General features: G+C 73.4%; 7 protein-coding genes. All 7 read left to right on the top strand.

Annotated elements, in window-relative coordinates:
• Nucleotide 1: 1 nt before the first annotated feature.
• The 7 genes from ACH4C6_RS29955 to ACH4C6_RS29925 all read left to right on the top strand — a co-directional run bounded on the left by ACH4C6_RS29955 (nucleotide 2) and on the right by ACH4C6_RS29925 (nucleotide 18603).
• Entirely contained in the window at nucleotides 2–1297 is a 1296-nt protein-coding gene (locus ACH4C6_RS29955; RefSeq protein ID WP_398111760.1) for a cytochrome P450, read from the top strand.
• A gap of 1 nt (nucleotide 1298) precedes the next feature.
• Nucleotides 1299–1811 carry a hypothetical protein gene (locus tag ACH4C6_RS29950; RefSeq protein ID WP_398111759.1) on the top strand — a complete coding sequence of 171 codons (513 nt, stop codon included), beginning with the start codon at nucleotides 1299–1301 and terminating at the stop codon, nucleotides 1809–1811.
• The gene (locus ACH4C6_RS29945) at nucleotides 1808–2344 is read left to right on the top strand and encodes a DinB family protein (protein ID WP_398111758.1); all 537 of its coding nucleotides are present in this window, start codon (nucleotides 1808–1810) and stop codon (nucleotides 2342–2344) included. The genes ACH4C6_RS29950 and ACH4C6_RS29945 overlap by 4 nt, the downstream gene beginning before the upstream one ends.
• A 48-nt stretch (nucleotides 2345–2392) precedes the next feature.
• Nucleotides 2393–3634 carry a macrolide family glycosyltransferase gene (locus tag ACH4C6_RS29940; RefSeq protein WP_398111757.1) on the top strand — a complete coding sequence of 414 codons (1242 nt, stop codon included), beginning with the start codon at nucleotides 2393–2395 and terminating at the stop codon, nucleotides 3632–3634.
• 209 nt (nucleotides 3635–3843) lie between these two features.
• On the top strand, nucleotides 3844–5520 hold the full coding sequence (locus ACH4C6_RS29935) for a family 1 glycosylhydrolase (protein WP_398111756.1): 1677 nt from the start codon (nucleotides 3844–3846) through the stop codon (nucleotides 5518–5520).
• A 273-nt stretch (nucleotides 5521–5793) separates the two neighbouring features.
• A complete protein-coding gene (locus ACH4C6_RS29930) occupies nucleotides 5794–17316 on the top strand; it encodes an SDR family NAD(P)-dependent oxidoreductase (RefSeq protein WP_398111755.1) in 11523 nt (3840 codons plus the stop codon).
• A 72-nt stretch (nucleotides 17317–17388) separates the two neighbouring features.
• Nucleotides 17389–18603: a cytochrome P450 gene (locus tag ACH4C6_RS29925; protein ID WP_398111754.1), complete on the top strand. Its 1215-nt coding sequence runs from the start codon at nucleotides 17389–17391 to the stop codon at nucleotides 18601–18603.
• Nucleotides 18604–18630: the final 27 nt, after the last annotated feature.

The raw sequence follows: 18630 nt of genomic DNA, 5'->3' as shown, positions 1-18630 counted from the left end.
CATGCAATCGCTCGCAGAGATCGACATCACCAGTGAGCAGCTGTACGACGACAAGGGCTACCCGTGGCAGGAGTGGGACCGGCTCCGGCAGGAGTCCCCCGTCCACTGGTACCACCGCCCCGGTTACGAGCCGTTCTGGGCGCTGACCCGGCACGAGGACATCTCCTGGGTCGCGCGCAACCCGGAGCTGTTCTCCTGCCGCGAGCGCACCGCCGTCGAGACCCCGGACGAGATCGACCCGTGGGAGATGGAGCGGGAGCGCCGCGGCCAGGTCTACGGCCACGTCGCCGACTACCCCGCCGGCCTGGGCTTCATGGACGCGCCGCTGCACCGGCAGGTCCGGCAGGCGATGTACCCGTGCTTCACACCGAAGGCGACCGCGGCGATGGAGGAGCGCTTCTTCGAGCTGTCCACCTCCTACGTCGCCGACTTCCTGAAGAAGCTGGACGAGGAGGGCACCGCCGACGTCGCCCACGACCTCGCCGGCCGGCTGCCGCTCGCCGCCATCTTCGAACTCCTCGGGGTGCCGAACGAGGACTGGGACCACCTCTTCCGCGTCCACCAGGACACCGCGGCGGCCTTCCACAAGGGCTACAAGCAGGAGGAGGGCGAGGAGGCCATGGCTCGCTTCATGCGCGCCATGGTGGAGCTCGACCAGTACATGTCCGCGCTCGCCAGGAAGCGCATGGAGGAGGGCGGCGCCAACGGCACGGACGTGCTCAGCCGGCTCGCCCGCGCCGACGTCGGGGGCAACCCGCTCCAGTTCCACGACATGTCGTACCAGCTCTTCAACCTGGTGCAGGCCGGCAACGGCACCACCCGCAACGCCATCACCGGCGGCCTGAAGGCCCTGCTGGAGAACCCCGATGAGCTGCAACTCCTGATCGACGACCCCTCCCTGCTCGACGGGGCCGTTGAGGAGATCCTGCGGTGGACGTCGGTCGCCGTGGTCATGGCCCGCACCGCCCGGCAGGACACCGAGATCCGCGGACAGCGCATCCGCAAGGGCGAGACGGTGGCGATGTTCTTCCCGGCCGCCAACCGCGACCCCGAGGTCTTCCCCGACCCCTACCGCTTCGACATCACCCGCAAGCCCAACCGTCACATCGCCTTCGGCGGCAACGGCGAGCACCGCTGCATCGGCTCCGCCCTGGCCAAGACCGAGCTGCGCGCCATGTTCCGGGCCCTGCTGCCGGTCCTGCCGACGCTTGAGCTGCACGGCGAGTCGAAGATGCTCGTGCTGCGCCTGCTCATCTCCGAGTTCGTGCAGCTTCCGGTGCGCCGGAAGGCGGCCTGAGATGACCGTGGAGACCGGCGTCGGCCCGGCGGCCCGTCCCGTGCCGGCCACCGTCGAGGAGTTCGCCGCCTGCGACGAGGCGGACCTGGAGATCGTCGTCCCCTGGACCGGCCCGGCCATCGACCCCGCCACGGGCGCCCTGAAGTCGCCCCTTCCGGCCACCTATGTGGTGGCCACGTCCGGAGGCTGGCCCAAGCCCGGCGCGATCGAGGTGGCGACCGACCTCAACCGGGTGCTCCTGGAGGAACTGTGGCGCTGCGAGGGCCTGCTCGCCGCGACGTTCGCCATCTCCGAGAAGTGCTGGATGAGTTCGCGTGCGCTCGCGGTGTGGACGGACGAGGAGTCGCTGCAGGCGTTCCTGACGTCCGAGGGCCACATGAACGCGGTGCGCAAGACGAAGAACCTGGCCTATGCCTGGGAGGGCACGCGATGGGTGACCAACTCGCCCGTCCTGCCCACCTTCGACGAGGTACGGGCCAGGCTCGCCGAACAGAGGAAGAGGAAGAGGACATGACGATCGCCCCCGCGGAGCCCGGCACGGACGCCCTCGGCGCCCACCTGCTGCAGGAATTCGACCTGGCCTACGAGATGATCCTGCAACTCATCGACGGGTTCGACGAGGAAAGCGCCCGCACGGCGCCGCCCGGCCACATGCCCGCCCTGTGGTTCCTCGGCCACCTGATGTGTTCCAAGGACTATGTGTCGGGTCTCTATCAGGAAGGTGGAATATTTCTTTCTCTGGAATTCTACGAGAAGTGGGCAGGCGATTGCGACCAGGTCGACTGGGAGAACGCCCCGTCACTGGCGGAGATGCTCGGACTGTACAAGCAGATCCACCGGCGACTGCGTGAACTCGTCGGCACGCTGCGCGTCGAGGATCTGCACCGCGAGACCCCGGTCGAGATTCAAGCCCCGCTTGACGATTACTGGAAGACCCGTCTCGCCAAGCTCGGGTCCGCGCTGTCGCTGGTGCAGATGCACGACGCCTACCACGGCGGTCAGCTGGGAAGTCTGCGTGGAGCTTTGGGGATGACGGTCCCGTTCTGAACCGTCGCGCCCAGGAACGCGGGGCGCCGGCACCGCGCCGCTGGTACAGTGCCGGATCGCCGTGAGCGCAATCTCTGCGACCCCGAAGAAGGTGTTTTCTTGACCTCCCACATTGCATTCTTCAATTTCCCTGCATTCGGGCATCTGAACCCGACATTGGGGGTCGTGGCGGAACTCGTGCGGCGCGGCCACCGGGTCTCGTGCACGACCACGGACCGGTTCGCCCCGGCCATCGAGGCGGCGGGTGCCGAACCGGTCCGTTACACCTCGGTCTTCGGCGAGTACTACACCAACCCGTTCACCCCCGAGGCGATCTCGGGCGAGGGGCTGCGCACGCTGGAGGAGGCGACCTCCCTGGCCGCCCAGGTCGAGGGCTTCTACGGCGAGAACCGCCCCGACGTGATCCTCCACGACTTCATGGCGTGGGGCGCCCGCTTCTACGCCGCGCAGCACGACATCCCGCTGGTGCGGCTGTTCCCGTCGTACGGGTTCAACGAGCACTTCTCCATCCAGGCCAAGTTCCCCATGGCCGAGATGACCGACCCCAAGGTCATGGAGATGATCGCCAAGCTGGAGGGGATGCTGCCGGAGCTCGGTTTCCCCGGGAAGACGGCCATGGAGTTCCTCATGGAGCCGGCCGGCCTCGGCATCATCTTCCTGCCGAGGGAGTTCCACTACGACGGGGACACCTTCGACGAGCGCTTCGTCTTCGCGGGCCCCTGTCTGGGCGACCGGTCGGCGTTCCAGGGGACGTGGCGGCCGGCGTCCGAGGACCGCCCGGTCCTCTACCTGTCCCTCGGCACCGCCGCCACGGGCTGGCCGGAGTTCTTCCACACCAGCCTGGAGGCGCTCGGCGGCAGCGACTGGCAGGTGCTGCTGTCGGTGGGCGACACCGTCGACCCGGCCGAACTCGGCACCCTGCCGGGCAACTTCGACGTGCGTCGCAGCTTCCCGCAGCTCGACGTGCTGCAGCGTGCCTCGCTGTTCGTCACCCACGGCGGCATGAACAGTGTCATGGAGTCCCTCTACAACGGCGTGCCGATGATCGTCATCCCGCAGATGAGCGAACAGCGCGCCAACGGCATGCGGGTCGACGAGCTCGGCTTCGGCCGGCTCCTGCCGCGTGAGGACTTCACGGCCGAGTCGCTGCGCAAGAGCGTCGAGGAGGTCGCCGCGGACCAAGCCGTCGCCGCGCGCACCAAGGACATGGGCCGGCGCATGCGCGAGGTCGACGGCCCGGCCCTCGCCGCGGACGCCGTGGAGGAGTACCTGGCCCGCCGCACCGCCTGAGCTCCAGCGGACCTCGAGCGGACCCGGGGAGAGTGACGGGACAGCAACGCGCGTGCTGCTCCCGCCGCCGACCCGACAAGGGTGCGTCATCACCGGCGGCCGTGTCGGCCCGCGAGGGCGACACGGCCGCTGTCGCATGTGCCCGGTCGGGCCGGGAGGAACCGGCGGCAGGCCCCGACGACAACCGTCTCCGCAACGAGGAAGACACCGTGAAACGACTGACAGGCATGACCGTGGCGGCGGCTGCCGCGCTGGCCGTCGCCCTCACACCCGTGGGAGCGCAGGGCTCGCCCGCACCGGAGGACGGCGCCGCGGGCCGCGGGCGCATCGCCTTCCCCGGCATCGGTTCCCTCTCGCAGCCCTCGGGCAAGGGAAGCTTCCGCTTCGGGGTGTCGAGCTCGGCCACGCAGATCGAGGACCGCAACACGAACAACGACTGGTACCTGTGGACCAGGCCGGCCCCCGAGGGCCTGGGCAAGAGCCCGTTCGTGGGCGAGGGCGTCGGCGGCTACACGCGGGCCGTCCAGGACGTGAACCTGGTCGACGACCTGAACGTCGACTCCTACCGCTTCAGCATCGAGTGGTCCCGGGTCGAACCCGAACGGGACAAGATCGACGAAGCGGCCCTCGACCACTACGGCAAGCAGCTCGACGCACTCGCGGCCAAGGGCATCCGCCCCATGATCACGCTGCACCACTTCGCCAACCCGGTGTGGGTCGACGACCCGCGCGACGTGGCCTGTGCGCACGGCCCGAGCGACACCAACCTGTGCGGGCTGGACCACCCGCAGGGCGGCAGGCTCGTCGTCTCCGAGATGGCCGAGTTCGCCGCACTGCTCGCCCGGCGCTTCGGCGACCGCGTCGACGAGTGGGTGACGGTCAACGAACCGATGGTCTACATGACCTTCGCCCACGCGTTCGGCGCAGGCCCGCCCGGCAAGGCCAACCTGAACCCGGCCGGCCTGCCCCGCTTCACCGCGGCCCAGCGCGGCTACCTCCAGGCGCACGTGGCGATGTACCGGGCCGTGAAGAAGTACGACCGGGTCGACGCCGACCGCGACGGCGCCGCCTCCAGCGTGGGCCTGACCGTGGGCGCCCAGGAGTACGTGCCCATACGCGACGGCAGGACGAGCGACGACCCCCGCGACATCGAGGCCCGCGACCGCTACCGCCAGTACCTCGACTTCGGGTTCGTCGACGCCTTGCGCGACGGCACGTTCGACAGCGACCTGGACGGCAGGCCCGACGAACGCCACCCCGAGTGGAAGGGCACCCTCGACTGGCTGGGCCCGCAGCTCTACGCCCGTATCGGCGTCTCCGCCGAGGGCGGCACCGGCACCGGCCAGACGTACCCGGTGATCGGCGTCGACCTGTGCACCACCGCACCATGCCTCCCCTACCGCGACCCGTCGTACTTCGTGCCCGCCATGGGCTACGAAGGCTCGTTGCAGGGCATGACGGGCGTGCTGAAGGAGTACTCCAAGCGCTACCCCGGCATCCCGCTGCTGGTGAGCGAGTCCGGTATCGCCACCGAGAACCCCGTGCGCCGCACCGAGCACATCGTGCGCACACTGGAACAGATCGCCGCGGCCCGCGCCGCCGGGGCCGACGTACGCGGCTACTACCACTGGAGCCTGCTCGACAACTTCGAGTGGCTCTCGGGCTACACGGCCCGCTTCGGCCTCTACGAGGTCGACCGCACCACCATGGAGCGCATCCCCACGCCGTCCGTGAGCGTCTACTCGGCCATCGCCGGCTCCCGCACCCTGACGCCGCAGCAGCGCAAGGCGTACGGCGGCACCGGCCCGCTGAGCCCCGAGCAGGGCGGCACCACACCGGGCACCGCCCCCGCTCCCGCCGGCCGGGAGCCCCGGGGACGGCGGTGAACCCCGCCCCGGCCGGCTGACACCACGCACGGGCGCACCCCCCGGGACAGCTTCACCGAGGGGTGGGCCCGCGCCCGACACCGGCCCCGCCGCGGACCGCCGCAAGAGGAACCGCGCCGCTCCGCTGCCGGGCCCGCACGGATGGATCCCGTCTCGACCCGGGCCCGAGAAGTCCTGCCGAGGCTGGGACAGGCGCCGTGCGGCACCCCGCGCCCCCCCAAGCCCGCCTCGGGCAACGGTCGTTCGCTTCCCACGAGCTTCGAGGATGAGCAGATGAGCTATGCCCAGGTGAACAGCGGCGCCGGCCGGGACACGACCTCCGCCGAGGACGTCACCGCCTTCCTGCGGACATCGGTCGCGGCCCTGCTGGACGTCACGCCCGAGTCCGTCGACACCGGCCGGCCCCTGCGCGACCTCGGGCTGGACTCCATGCGGATCGTGTCCCTCGTCGCCGCCCTCGCACAGCACCTGGGCCGGCCCGTACCCGGCGGGGTGGTGTGGCAGTACCCGACCATCGCCGCCCTCGCCGCCCAGCTGGCCGGCACCGCCCCCCTCCCCGCCGCCCCCGGGACCCCGGTCCGCGCCGACGACGGCGAACCGATCGCCGTCGTCGGCCTCGGCTGCCGGCTGCCCGGCGGCGTCGACACCCCCGAACAGCTCTGGCAGGCCCTCACCGACGGCCTGGACGCGGTCCGCGAGGTGCCCGCCGACCGCTGGAACATCCAGGAGTGGCTGGACCCCGACCCCCGCGCGCCCGGCAGGATGAACACCCGCTGGGGCGGCTTCCTCGACGACGTCTCCCGCTTCGACGCCGAACTGTTCCGCATCTCCCCGGCCGAGGCCCGGCACATGGACCCCCAGCAGCGCATGGCGCTCGAGGTCGCCTGGGCCGCCCTGGAGGACGCCCGGATCGTGCCCGGCTCCCTGTCCGGCAGCCGCACCGGTGTGTTCCTCGGCGCGATGGCGCAGGAGTACCACCTGGCCACCGGCGCCGACCCCGACGCCATCGGCACCCACTCCGCCGTCGGCTGGGACAACTCCGTCATCCCCGCCCGCATCGCCTACACCCTCGGCCTCCAGGGCCCGGTGATGGCGGTCGCCACCGCGTGCAGCTCCTCCCTCACCGCCACCCACCTCGCCGTGCAGAGCCTGCGCCGCGGCGAGAGCGACCTCGCCCTCGCCGGCGGCGTCAACGTGATGCTGCACCCGCACACCACCGTCGCCATGACCAAGTTCGGCGGCATGAACCCCGACGGCCAGTGCCGCGCCTTCGACGCGGGCGCCGCCGGATACGTGCGCGGCGAGGGAGCCGGCGTCGTCGTCCTGCGCCGCCTGTCCGACGCCCTCGCCGCCGGCGACCGCGTCTACGCCGTCGTCCGCGGCACCGCCGTCAACAACGACGGCGCCTCCAACGGCCTGACCGCCCCCAACCCGCAGGCCCAGGCCGACGTCGTACGCGCCGCCTGGCAGGACGCCGGAGTGGACCCCCGCGACGTCTCCTACGTCGAGGCGCACGGCACCGGCACCCTCCTCGGCGATCCCGTCGAGGCGGAGGCGCTCGGCACCGTGTTCGCCGAAGGCCGCACCGAGGACCTGCGCCTGGGCTCCGCCAAGACCAACTTCGGGCACCTGGAGCCCGCCGCCGGAGTCGTCGGCCTGCTCAAGACCGCCCTCGCCCTCCACCACGGCGAACTCCCCGCAAGCCTCCACTTCGACGAACCGAACCCGCACATCGACTTCGCACGCAACCGCCTGAGCGTGGTCGCCGAGCACCAGCCCTGGCCCGCCACCTCCCGCCGCTACGCCGGCGTCAGCGGCTTCGGCTTCGGCGGCACCAACGCCCACATCGCCCTGGAGGAGGCCCCCGACCGGCGCCGTACCCTGCGGCCCCTCAGTGCCGGCAGCGAACAGGCCCTCCACGACAGCGTCACCGCCCTCACCGGCATCACCGTCCCCATGGGCGGCACCGCCGCGTCCGGCGGAACCCCCGCACCCGAGCCGGGCGAGCACCGGGCCGTCGCCGCCGTGTCCGACACCACCGCGGAACTCCTCGCGGGCCCCGTCCGCACCGGCGAACGCCCCCCGCTCGCCTTCCTCTTCTCCGGCCACGGCTCGCAGTGGCTCGGCATGGGCCGCGACCTCCTCACCGAACCCGCCTTCCGCGCCGCCCTGGACGCCTGCGACACCGCCGTGCGCCGGTACGCCGGCTGGTCCGTCACCGAGGAACTCCTCGCCGGCCGCACCCGTTCCCGGCTGCACCGCACCGACGTCGTCCAGCCCGTGCTGTTCTCCGTGCAGATCGCCCTGGCCCGCACCCTGACCGCCTGGGGCCTGGAACCCGACACCGTGCTCGGGCAGAGCGTCGGCGAGGTCGCCGCGGCCGTCGTCGCCGGCGCCCTCGACCTGGACGAGGGCGCCCGTCTCATCACCACCTGGTCCGCGCTGATCGCCGAACGCGCCTGCGGCCTCGGCGCCCTCACCGTCTGCGACCTCGGCGTCGACGAGGCCGCCGAACTCGCGGTCGACCCGACCCGCGGCATCAGTGTCGCCGGCCACCTCGCCCCCGGGCAGGTCTGCCTGTCCGGATCCCTGGACGCCGTCGCCGCACTCGAACGCGATCTCGCGGAGCGCGGCACCCGCACCCTGCGCGTCGACATCGACTACGCCTCCCACAGCGACAGCCTGCGCGACCTCGCCCCCGAACTCGTGCGCCGCCTCGGCACGGTACGCGCCCGCACCACCTCCGTCCCCTTCTTCTCCACCGTCTTCGCCGACCACGTCGACGGCACCGCCCTGGACGCCGCCTACTGGGCCCGCAACATGTGCGAACCGATGCTGCTGGCCGAGTCGGTGACCGCGCTCACCCTCGCCCGTCCCGCCGCCACCCGCGGACTGCGCGTCGTCGAGATCGCCCCGCACCCCGTCGCCCGCCGATCCGTCCAGCGGACCTTCGCCGACCTCGGCGACACCCGCTCGACGGCCCACGCCACCGGCCGCCGCGACCGCGGCGCCCGCCGCGGCCTCGAGGCACTCGCCGCCCGCCTGTGGTGCGACGGACACGACATCGACTGGGACGCCGTGCACGGCCGCCAGGAGCGCACCGCCCGCCGCTCACCCCTCCTCCTGACGGTGTCCGGCAAGACCGCACAGGCCCGCGCCGCGAACGCCGCCCTGCTCGCCGACCACCTCGAGGGCGCCACCAAGGGCGAACTCCTCGACGCCGCCTACACCGCCGCCCACCACCGCACCCACTTCGAGCACCGGGCCGGCATCACCGCCGGATCCGCCGCCGGGACCGTCGAGGCGCTGCGCGCACTGGCCGGCGACCGGGCCCACCCGGACGTCGTCGAGGGTGCCGCGGTCGGCGGCCGCCTGGCCGTGCTGTTCACCGGCCAGGGCAGTCAGCGTCTCGGCATGGGACGTGCCCTGTACGCGGCCTTCCCGGAGTTCCGGCAGGCGTTCGACGAGGTGGCCGCCGCGCTCGACCCCCATCTGCGGGTGCCGTTGACGGCCGTGCTGTTCGCGGCCGCCGACAGCGCGGACGCCGAGCTGGTGCACCAGACGGAGTTCGCCCAGCCGGGGCTGTTCGCGGTGGAGGTGGCCCTGTTCCGGCTGTGGCAGGCGTGGGGGATCGCGCCCGCCGCGGTGGCCGGGCACTCGGTGGGCGAGCTGGCGGCCGCGCACGTGGCCGGGGTACTGGACCTGGCCGACGCGGCGCGGCTGGTGTCGGCGCGCGGCCGGCTGATGCAGGCGTGCGAGGCGGGCGGCGCGATGGCGTCCGTGGAGGCACCGGAACAGGAGGTGGCCGAGGTACTGGCCTCGGCCGAGGGCCGCGTCTCGGTCGCCGGACTCAACACCCCCACGCAGACCGTCGTCAGCGGCGACCGCGCGGCCGTGCGGACGGTGGTCGCGCATTTCGCCGCCGCCGGACGCCGCACACGAGAGCTGGTCGTCTCGCACGCCTTCCACTCCCCGCACATGGACCCGATGCTCGCCGCCTACGAGCAGGTCGCCGCCTCCTGCACGTTCCGCGAGCCCACGATCCCACTGGTGTCGACGGTGACCGGCGACCGGGCGACGGCCGCGGAACTGGCCGACCCGGCCTACTGGGTCCGCCAGGTCCGCGAACCGGTGCGGTTCCTGAACGCCGTGCGCACGCTGGAAGCGTCCGGCACGGCGCGCTACCTGGAGTGCGGCCCGGCGGCCGTGCTGTCCGCGATGGGCGCCGGATGCGTCGAGAGGGAAGCGGCGTTCGTCGCCTCCCAGCGCTCCCCGCGCGGCACCGAACCCACCGACGAGGTCCGCGCCCTGATCCACGCCCTCGCCGCCCTGCACGTCGCGGGCGAGGACCTCGCCTTCGACCGCGTCCTGGCCGGAGGCCGACCGGCGGCCCTGCCCACCTACGCCTTCCAGCGCGAGCACCACTGGCTCGAGAACGCCCGCGACGCGCGCTCCGGCACCCGGCAGCACTCCCGCGCCGAGGACGCCTTCTGGGACGCCGTCGGCAGCGGCGAGGCCGGCGCACTGTCCGAACTCCTCGGTGCGGCCGACGCCGACGCGATCGCCGCCGTCCTGCCCCACCTCGCCGCCTGGCGCGCACAGCAGACCCGCGCGGGCCGCATCGCCGACTGGATCTACGAGGAGAGGTGGGAGCCCTCCGCCGTCGCGCGCACCACGCCCACCCTGCACGGACACTGGCTGATCGCCGCCTCCGCGACCGCCTCCGCCCGCGCCGAACACCTCGCCGCCACCCTCGCGGCCGCCGGAGCCCACCCCCACGTCCTGACCACCGGCACCGACCGGCCCGCCTGCGCCGCGCTGATCGCCGCCCTGACCGCGGCCCTCGGCGAGGACACCCTCAGCGGCGTCCTCGCCGTCGCCGGCCCGGACACCGACGGGACCGAGGCCGCCGTGCACGGCCTCACCCTCGTGCAGGCCCTGGCGGACACCGCCGTACGGGCCCCGCTGTGGTTCCTCACCGAGGCCGCCGTCGCCGCGCACGCCACCGACCCGGCACCCGACCCCGCCCAGGCCCGGATCTGGGGCCTCGGCCATGTCGTCGCCCTCGAACACGCCGCCCGCTGGGGCGGACTGATCGACCTGCCCGCCGGCCCCGGAGACAGCGAGCTGCGCGAGCTGCTCGCGACCCTCGCCGCGCACGGCACACCCACCGCCGAGGAACACGTCGCCCTGCGCCCCTCCGGGCGCCTGGCGCGCAGGCTCCGCCGCGCCGGCCCCGGCACGCAGGCCCGCCCCTTCACCCCGCGCGGCACCGTCCTCGTCACCGGCGGCAGCGGAGCCCTCGCCGCACACCTCGCCCGCCGCCTCGCCGAACGAGGCGCCGAACACCTCGTCCTCGCCTCCCGGCGCGGCCCCGCCGCCGACGGCGCCGCCGAACTCACCGCCGGCCTCGAAGCCCTCGGCGCCCGCGTCACCCTCGCCACCTGCGACGTCACCGACCGGCAGCAGCTCGCCGCCCTCGTCGGCACGCTCAAGGCGGACGGCACCCCGCTGCGCGCCGTCTTCCACACGGCGGGCCTGCTCGACGACCGGCTGCTGGACAACCAGGACGCCGAGTCCCTCGCCGCGGCCGCCGCACCCAAGCTCACCGCGGCACTCCACCTGGACGAACTCACCCGCGACCTGGACCTCGACGCCTTCGTGCTGTACTCGTCCGTCGTCGGCGTCCTCGGCAACGTCGGCCAGGCCAACTACGCCGCCGCCAACGCCGCCCTCGACGCGCTCGCCGCCCGCCGCCGCGCGGTTGGCCTGCCCGCCGTCTCCGTCGCCTGGGGCCCCTGGGCCGACGGCGGCATGACCCACGGCGCCGCCGAGACCCAGCTGCGCCGCATCGGCCTCGAACCCATGCCCGCCGCGCACGCGCTGGACGCCCTGGACGCCGTACTCGACCGGGGCCCCGCCGTCCTCGTCGCCGGCATCGAGTGGACCCGCGCCACCACCGCCTACGGCCAGGGCCGCGACCGCCCCTTCCTGCGCACCGTCCCCGAGGCCGCCCGCGCGCTGGCGGACGCCGCACCCGCCGCCACCGGCACGACCCTGCGGGGGGCCCTCCTCGACCTGCCCGAGGAGGCGCGCGCCGACCACGTGCGACGCCTGCTGGCCGTCGAGGCCGCCGCCGTCCTCGGCGTGCAGGACCCCGCGAGCCTCGACCCCGAACGCGGCTTCAAGGATCTCGGGTTCGACTCGATGATGTCCGTCGACTTCAGTGTTCGCGTCCAGCAGCGCACCGGCGTACCCACCCCGAGGACCCTCGCCTTCGACCACCCCGACCTGGCCGCCGCCACCCGCTGGCTGCTCTCCGAGCTCACCCCCGCCCCGCAGGCCGCCCCGGCCGCGCCCGCCCGCGCCCGCCGCCCGGCCGACGAACCCGTGGCGATCGTCGGCGTCGGCCTGCGCATGCCCGGCGACGCCCACGACCTCGACAGCCTCTGGCAGGTCCTCGCGGAGGGCCGCGACACGGTCACCACCGTGCCCGCCGACCGCTTCGACGTCGACGCCCACTACGACCCCGACCCCGACGCCGACGGCCGCACCTACACCCGCCACGGCTCCTTCCTCGGCGACGTGGCCCACTTCGACGCCGCCTTCTTCGGCATCAGCCCCCGCGAGGCCGAACCGATGGACCCGCAGCACCGGCTGCTGCTGGAGAGCGCCTGGAACTGCCTGGAGAACGCCGGCATCCGCCCGCGCGACCTGCGCGACGGCACCACCGGCGTCTTCGTCGGCGCGGGCGTCGGCGAGTACGGCAAACACCGGCAGGGCGGCACCGCCGACACCTACACCCTGACCGGCACCCTGCCCAGCTTCAACGCCGGCCGGCTCTCCTACCACCTGGGCCTCCAGGGACCGGCGCTGTCCGTCGACACCGCCTGCTCCTCCTCCCTCGTCGCCCTCCACCTCGCCTGCGAGGCACTGCGTTCCGACACCTGCGAACTCGCCCTCGCGGGCGGGGTGCAGGTGCTCGCCGACCCGGACGCGTTCGTGGCGCTCAGCCGCTCCCACGCCCTCGCACCCGACGGCCGCAGCAAGACGTTCTCCGCCGAGGCCGACGGCTACGGACGCGGCGAGGGCGTCGGCATGATCGCGCTGATGCGGCTGTCCGACGCCGTCGCCCAGAACCGCACCGTGCTGGGCGTGATCCGGGCGACCGCCGTCAACCACGACGGGGCGAGCAGCGGGATCACCGCCCCCAACGGCTCCTCCCAGCAGAAGGTCATCCGCACCGCCCTCGCCTCGGCCGGACTCACCTCCGCCGACGTCGACTACGTCGAGTGCCACGGCACCGGCACGCCCCTCGGCGACCCCATCGAGGTGCAGGCGCTGGCCGCCGTCTACGGCGAAGGCCGCGAGCCGGGCCGCGAACTCGGTCTCGGCACGGCCAAGAGCGTCATCGGCCACCTGGAGTCGGCGGCCGGCATCGCGGGCGTCTGCAAGGTCCTCGCCTCCTTCCGCCACGACGCGCTGCCCGCGACGCTCCACAGCAGCCCGCGCAACCCGGCCATCGCCTGGGACGACCTCCCGGTTCGTGTCGTCGACACCCTCGAACCATGGCAGCGGGACGCGTCGCGTCCGCGGCGTGCCGGGGTCTCGTCGTTCGGTCTCAGCGGCACCAACGCGCATGTGATCGTGGAGGAGCCGCCGCTCGCCGAAGTCTCCGAGTCGTCCGGGGACGTGGCGGGACCGGTGCCGGTGGTGCTCTCCGGACGCGACGATGCCGCGCTGCGGGAGCAGGCGGGGCGCTGGGCGTCCTGGCTGACCGGTCGGGCGGACGCGGCCCTCACCGACGTCGCCGTCACGGCCGCCCGGCACCGCACGCACTTCGAGCAGCGGGCCGGTGTGGTCGCCGCCGGCATGCCCGAGCTGGTCGAGGCGCTGCGAGCACTGGCTGCCGGTGAGGCCCACGACGCGGTGGTGACCGGTACCGCGCAGCGGCACGGGAAAGTGGTCTTCGTCTATCCGGGCCAGGGTTCGCAGTGGGTCGGCATGGGCCGTGAACTGTTGGATTCCAGTGAGGTGTTCCGGGAGACGGTGGAAGCCTGTGATGCGGCGCTGCGCCCCTTCACCGGTTGGTCGGTGCGGGAGGTGCTGGCCGGTGAGGAGGGCGATCACCCGCCGTTTGACCGGGTCGACGTGGTCCAGCCGGCGCTGTTCGCGATGGGCATTGCCCTGTCGGCGTTGTGGCGTTCGCTGGGTGTGGAGCCTGCCGCGGTGGTGGGTCACTCGCAGGGCGAGGTCGTCGCCGCGGTGGTGAGCGGGGCGTTGTCGCTGGAGCAGGGTGCGCAGATCGTCGCCGCCCGCTCGAAGGCGGTCCTGGCCTGCGCGGGACAGGGGGGCATGGCGCTGATCGAGCGTCCGGTGGCGCAGGTGGAGGAGTTCCTCGCCCCCTACGGTGACACCCTGTCCGTCGCCGCGGTGAACACGGCTGGTTCGACGGTGATCTCCGGTGCGGCGGACGCCATCGCGCGGATCGTGTCGGAGCTTCAGGCGGAAGACGTCTACGCCCGCAGGATCAACGTGGACTACGCGTCCCACAACGCGCAGATGGACCCGCTCCTGCCGGACTTGGCCGCCCGGTTCCGGAACCTCACCCCGCAGGCCCCGGAGATCGCCTGCTACTCGACCGTGACCGGCGCAGCCGTCACGGGCACGGAGCTGGACGGCACGTACTGGTGCCGCAATCTGCGGGAGCCGGTCCGCTTCGACCGCGCTCTCACCGAACTCCTCGACGACGGCCACACCGTTTTCGTCGAGATCTCCGCCCACCCCGTCCTGTCGATGCCGCTCACCGACGGCAGCGCCGAGCGCGGCGGCATCGTCGTCGGCTCCCTCAGCCGGCGATCCGGTGGCTCCGCGCAACTGCTGCGCAATCTCGGACTGTTGCACGTCCAGGGGCACCTCGTGAACTGGGACCGGGTGCTGGGGGCCGGCACCGTCGTGCAGCTGCCGACCTACGCCTTCCAGGGGGAGCGGTACTGGTCCGACGTACCCGGGACGCACGGGGACGCCGGGTCGCTCGGCCTCGACGCCTCCGCACACCCGTGGATCGGCGCGGTGACACCACTCGCGGGCGGCGAGGGCCACCTGATCACCGGTCGGCTGTCGCTCGCCGAGCAGCCCTGGCTCGCCGACCACACGGTCTTCGGGTCGGTCATCGTGCCCGGCACCGGACTGCTGGAACTGGCCACCGCCGCGGCGCACGAGGCCGGGGCGGCCGGCGTCGCCCAGCTGACCCTGGCAGAACCGCTGGTGATCGACGACGCCGTCCGGATCCAGATCACCGTCGGCGCGCCCGACGCCACGGGCCGCCGGACGATCGCCGTCCACAGCAGCCCGGAGACCGCGCCCGCCACATGGACGCAGCACGCCTCCGGCGAACTGACCGAGACCACCGCCGAGCCGGACACCCCGGTGTTCGGTGAACTGGCGCAGTGGCCGGTGCCGGGAGCCGAACGGGTCGAACTCGACGGCTTCTACGACCGGTTCGCCGCCCAGGGCATCGACTACGGGCCCGAGTTCCGCGGCCTGAGCGAGCTGTGGCGCAAGGGCGACACCGCCTACGGCCTCGTGCGCCTGCCCGACCCGGACGCAGCCGCCGGGTTCCTGCTCCACCCGGCGCTGCTCGACACCGCCCTGCACGTCATGAAGGGCGTCGCCCGCGAAGAGGCCCCCGGCGCGCTCCTGCCGTTCGAGTGGAGCGACGTCACGCTGCACGCGGCGGGCAGCGGTGAACTGCGCGTACGGATCGACGTGTCCGACGGAGCCGACGGCGCCGCGAGCGGCCGGTGGATCCGGGTGTGGGCCTGCGACGTGGCCGGCGGGCCCGTCGCACGGATCGGTGCGCTCCATCTGCGCCGCGCGACGGCCGGGCAGCTGCGCTCCGCGCGCGGCGGCACCGACGCACTGCACCGCCTGGAGTTCCGGCCGGTCGCGGCCCCCGAGGTGCGGGGCCCGGTCGCGGACGCCGTGCTGACGGGCACGGGCCTGATCGCCCGACTGCTGGGCGTACCGGCCCTCGCGGACGGCGAGGCCCTGGCCGCGCGGCTCGCCGCGCACCAGGACGCGCCCGCCCGGATCGTCGTCGACGCCACCGGACGGCCGCCCTTCGACAGCGAGCCCGAAGCCGCCTACCGCGCCACCGAGTTCGCCCTGGCACAGCTCCAGGAACTGCTGTCCGACGACCGGCTCACGGACGCGGAGCTGGTATGGGTGACGCGCGGCAGCGTGGCCGCCGCGCCGGGCGACACGCTCGGCGGACTGCCCAACGCGCCCCTGTGGGGCCTGGTCAGGTCCGCGCGCACCGAGCACCCCGAGCGCACGCTGCGCCTGGTCGACCTCGGCCCGGACGACGCCGACCGCGACGCGCTCGCCCGCGCCCTCGCGGTCACCGGCGAGCCCGAACTGGCCGTCCGGAACGGCGAGGTGCGGGCCGCCCGCCTGGTCCGCGCCGCGCCCGGCGACGACACCGCCGCGGTACGGGCCCTCGACCCCGACGGCGTCGTACTGATCACCGGCGGCACCGGCGAGCTGGGCCGCGAGACCGCCCGGCACCTGGTGCGCCACCACGGTGTACGGCACTTGGTGCTGACCTCACGGCGCGGACCCGACGCGCCCGGCGCCACGGAACTCGTCCGGGAACTGGAAGAGGAAGGAGCGCGATACGTCCGAGTGGTGGCCTGTGACGTCTCCCGGCGGGACGATGTGGCGCACGTGCTCGGTGACGCCGCACAGCACCGCCCGTGGACCGCGGTCCTGCACCTCGCGGGAGTCCTGGACGACGGTGTCCTCCTCGGCCAGGACGCGCGGCGGCTCTCCCGCGTGATGGCCCCCAAGGTCACCGGCGTCCACCACCTGGACGAACTCACCCGCGACCTCGACCTCGCGGCGTTCGTGCTGTTCTCCTCCGCCGCCGGCACCCTCGGCACCGCGGGGCAGGGCGTCTACGGCTCCGCCAACGCCTACCTCGACGCGTTCGCCGCCCGGCGACGCGCGCAGGGCCGCCCCGCCACCAGCCTTGCCTGGGGTCTGTGGCACCAGGCCGGCGTCGGCATGACCTCCCACCTGGGCACGGTCGAGCTGGAACGGATGCGCCGCCAGGGCATCGCCCCGATGCCCTTCGACCAGGGCCTGGCCCTGCTCGACACGGTGCTCGCCCGCCCGGCCGGCGACTTCGTGCCCGTGCTGCTCGACCTGCGGGCCGTGCAGAAGGAAGCCGACAAGGGAGGCGAGGTGCCCGCCCTGTTCCGGACGCTCGTACGGGCCCGGCTGCGCCGCGCGGCCGGCGGCTCCGGTGACGGCCCGAGCGGCCCGAGCAGCCCGGGCGGTGCGCAGGGTCTGCGCGAGCGGTTGCTCGCGACGCCCGAGGAACAGCGCACGGAACTGGTCACGGACCTGGTGCTGCGCGAGGTCGCCACGGTGCTGGGCCTGTCCGGCACCGGGACACTCGTCCCGCAGCAGGTGCTCAAGGACCTGGGCCTCGACTCGCTCATGGCGGTCGAACTGCGCCGCCGCCTCTCCGCGGAGACCGGCCTGTCGCTGCCCGCGACCCTCGCCTTCGACCACCCGACCCCCGAGCACATCACCCGCCTGGTCCTCACCCGCATGGAGCTGCCGCCGGCCGACGCCCCCGCTCCCGCCTCCGGCACCGCGGCCGATCACGACCCGGCGGCCCTGCCGAGCTGGACCGGCCCGGCCGGGACCGAGGAGGAGCGGTCCGTCGACGAGATCAACGCCGAACTCGACGCGCTGCTGGAGGCGTCGGGACTCGACCTCGACTGACCCGCCGGCGCGGATCCGGAGGGCCAGTACCGCTCGACCGGCGCTCGACCGGGTGCCGGGCATCCTGCCGCCATGACGGATACGGACTTCGCGATTCAGCCCGCGTTCTTCACCGACCCTTTCCCCACCCTGCGAGCCCTCCAGCAGGAAGGGCCCGCCCGCCCCGTCCGGCTCCCGGACGGGGTGGAGTGGTGGTTCGTCACCCGGCACGAGGACGTCCGCAGCGGCCTGGCCGATCCACGGCTGAGCAGCGCGGCCAACGACCACATGGCCAACGACGAGAGCCTGCCCACCACGGACGCCATCACGAGCGCCAACGACGCCACACGGCGTTCCCTGGTGAACCTCGACCCGCCCGACCACACCCGCCTGCGCAAACTGGTCGTCCGGGCGTTCAGCGCCACACGTGTCGACGGACTGCGTCCGCGCGTGCAGCAGATCGCCGACGAACTCCTCGACGCCATGGCCGCGGGGGACGACGAGGCCGACCTCATCGGGACCTACGCGTCCGCCCTGCCCATCCGGGTGATCTGCGAACTGCTCGGCGTCCCCGAGGACCACGACGCACTCCGCGAGAAGACGGGCGCCGCCTTCCAGGTCGTCCAGGACGACACCTCCGCGGCCGACATGGCACAGGCCTTCGCCTGGCTCACCGCCTACACCCGGCGCCTGATCGCGCTGAAGCACGACACCCCCGGCGACGACCTGCTCAGCGACCTGATCGCGGTGCACGAAGAGGACGACGACCGACTCGACGACGAGGAACTGGCGGCCATGGCGCTGACCCTCCTCCTCGCCGGGCACGAGACGACGGTCCAGCTCATCGGCAACGGCATGAACGCCCTGTTCGACCATCCCGAGCAGTTGGCCACGCTGCGGGACCGGCCCGAGCTGCTCCGCACCGCCGTCGACGAACTGCTGCGCCACGACGGCCCCACCAACCCCGGCGTCGCCCGCTACGCGACCGAGGACGTGACCCTCGGCGGAGTCCGCATCCCCCGCGGCGCACTGGTCCTGCTGTCCGTCGCCGCGGCCAACCGGGACCCGGCCCGGTTCACGGACCCCGACCGGCTCGACCTCACCCGTGACGCCGGCGGACACCTCGGCTTCGGACACGGCATCCACTACTGCCTCGGCGCGCGGCTGGCCCGCATGGAGGGCGAGATCGCCATCGGCTCACTGCTGCGCCGCTTCCCGGGCATACGCCGTGCCGTGCCGGCCGAGGAGGTCCGCTGGCGGCTGGGCATGGTCCGAGGGCTCGTCTCCCTGCCCGTGATCCTGCGGTGACGACGTCCAGGGTGCGTCCACTCGTGC

This window comes from Streptomyces sp. NPDC017943, assembly GCF_044328425.1.
In the GTDB taxonomy this organism is placed as follows: domain Bacteria; phylum Actinomycetota; class Actinomycetes; order Streptomycetales; family Streptomycetaceae; genus Streptomyces; species Streptomyces djakartensis_A.
The sequence above is the reverse complement of the archived record's forward strand: the minus strand, read 5'-3'. Positions and strand labels throughout refer to the sequence as shown.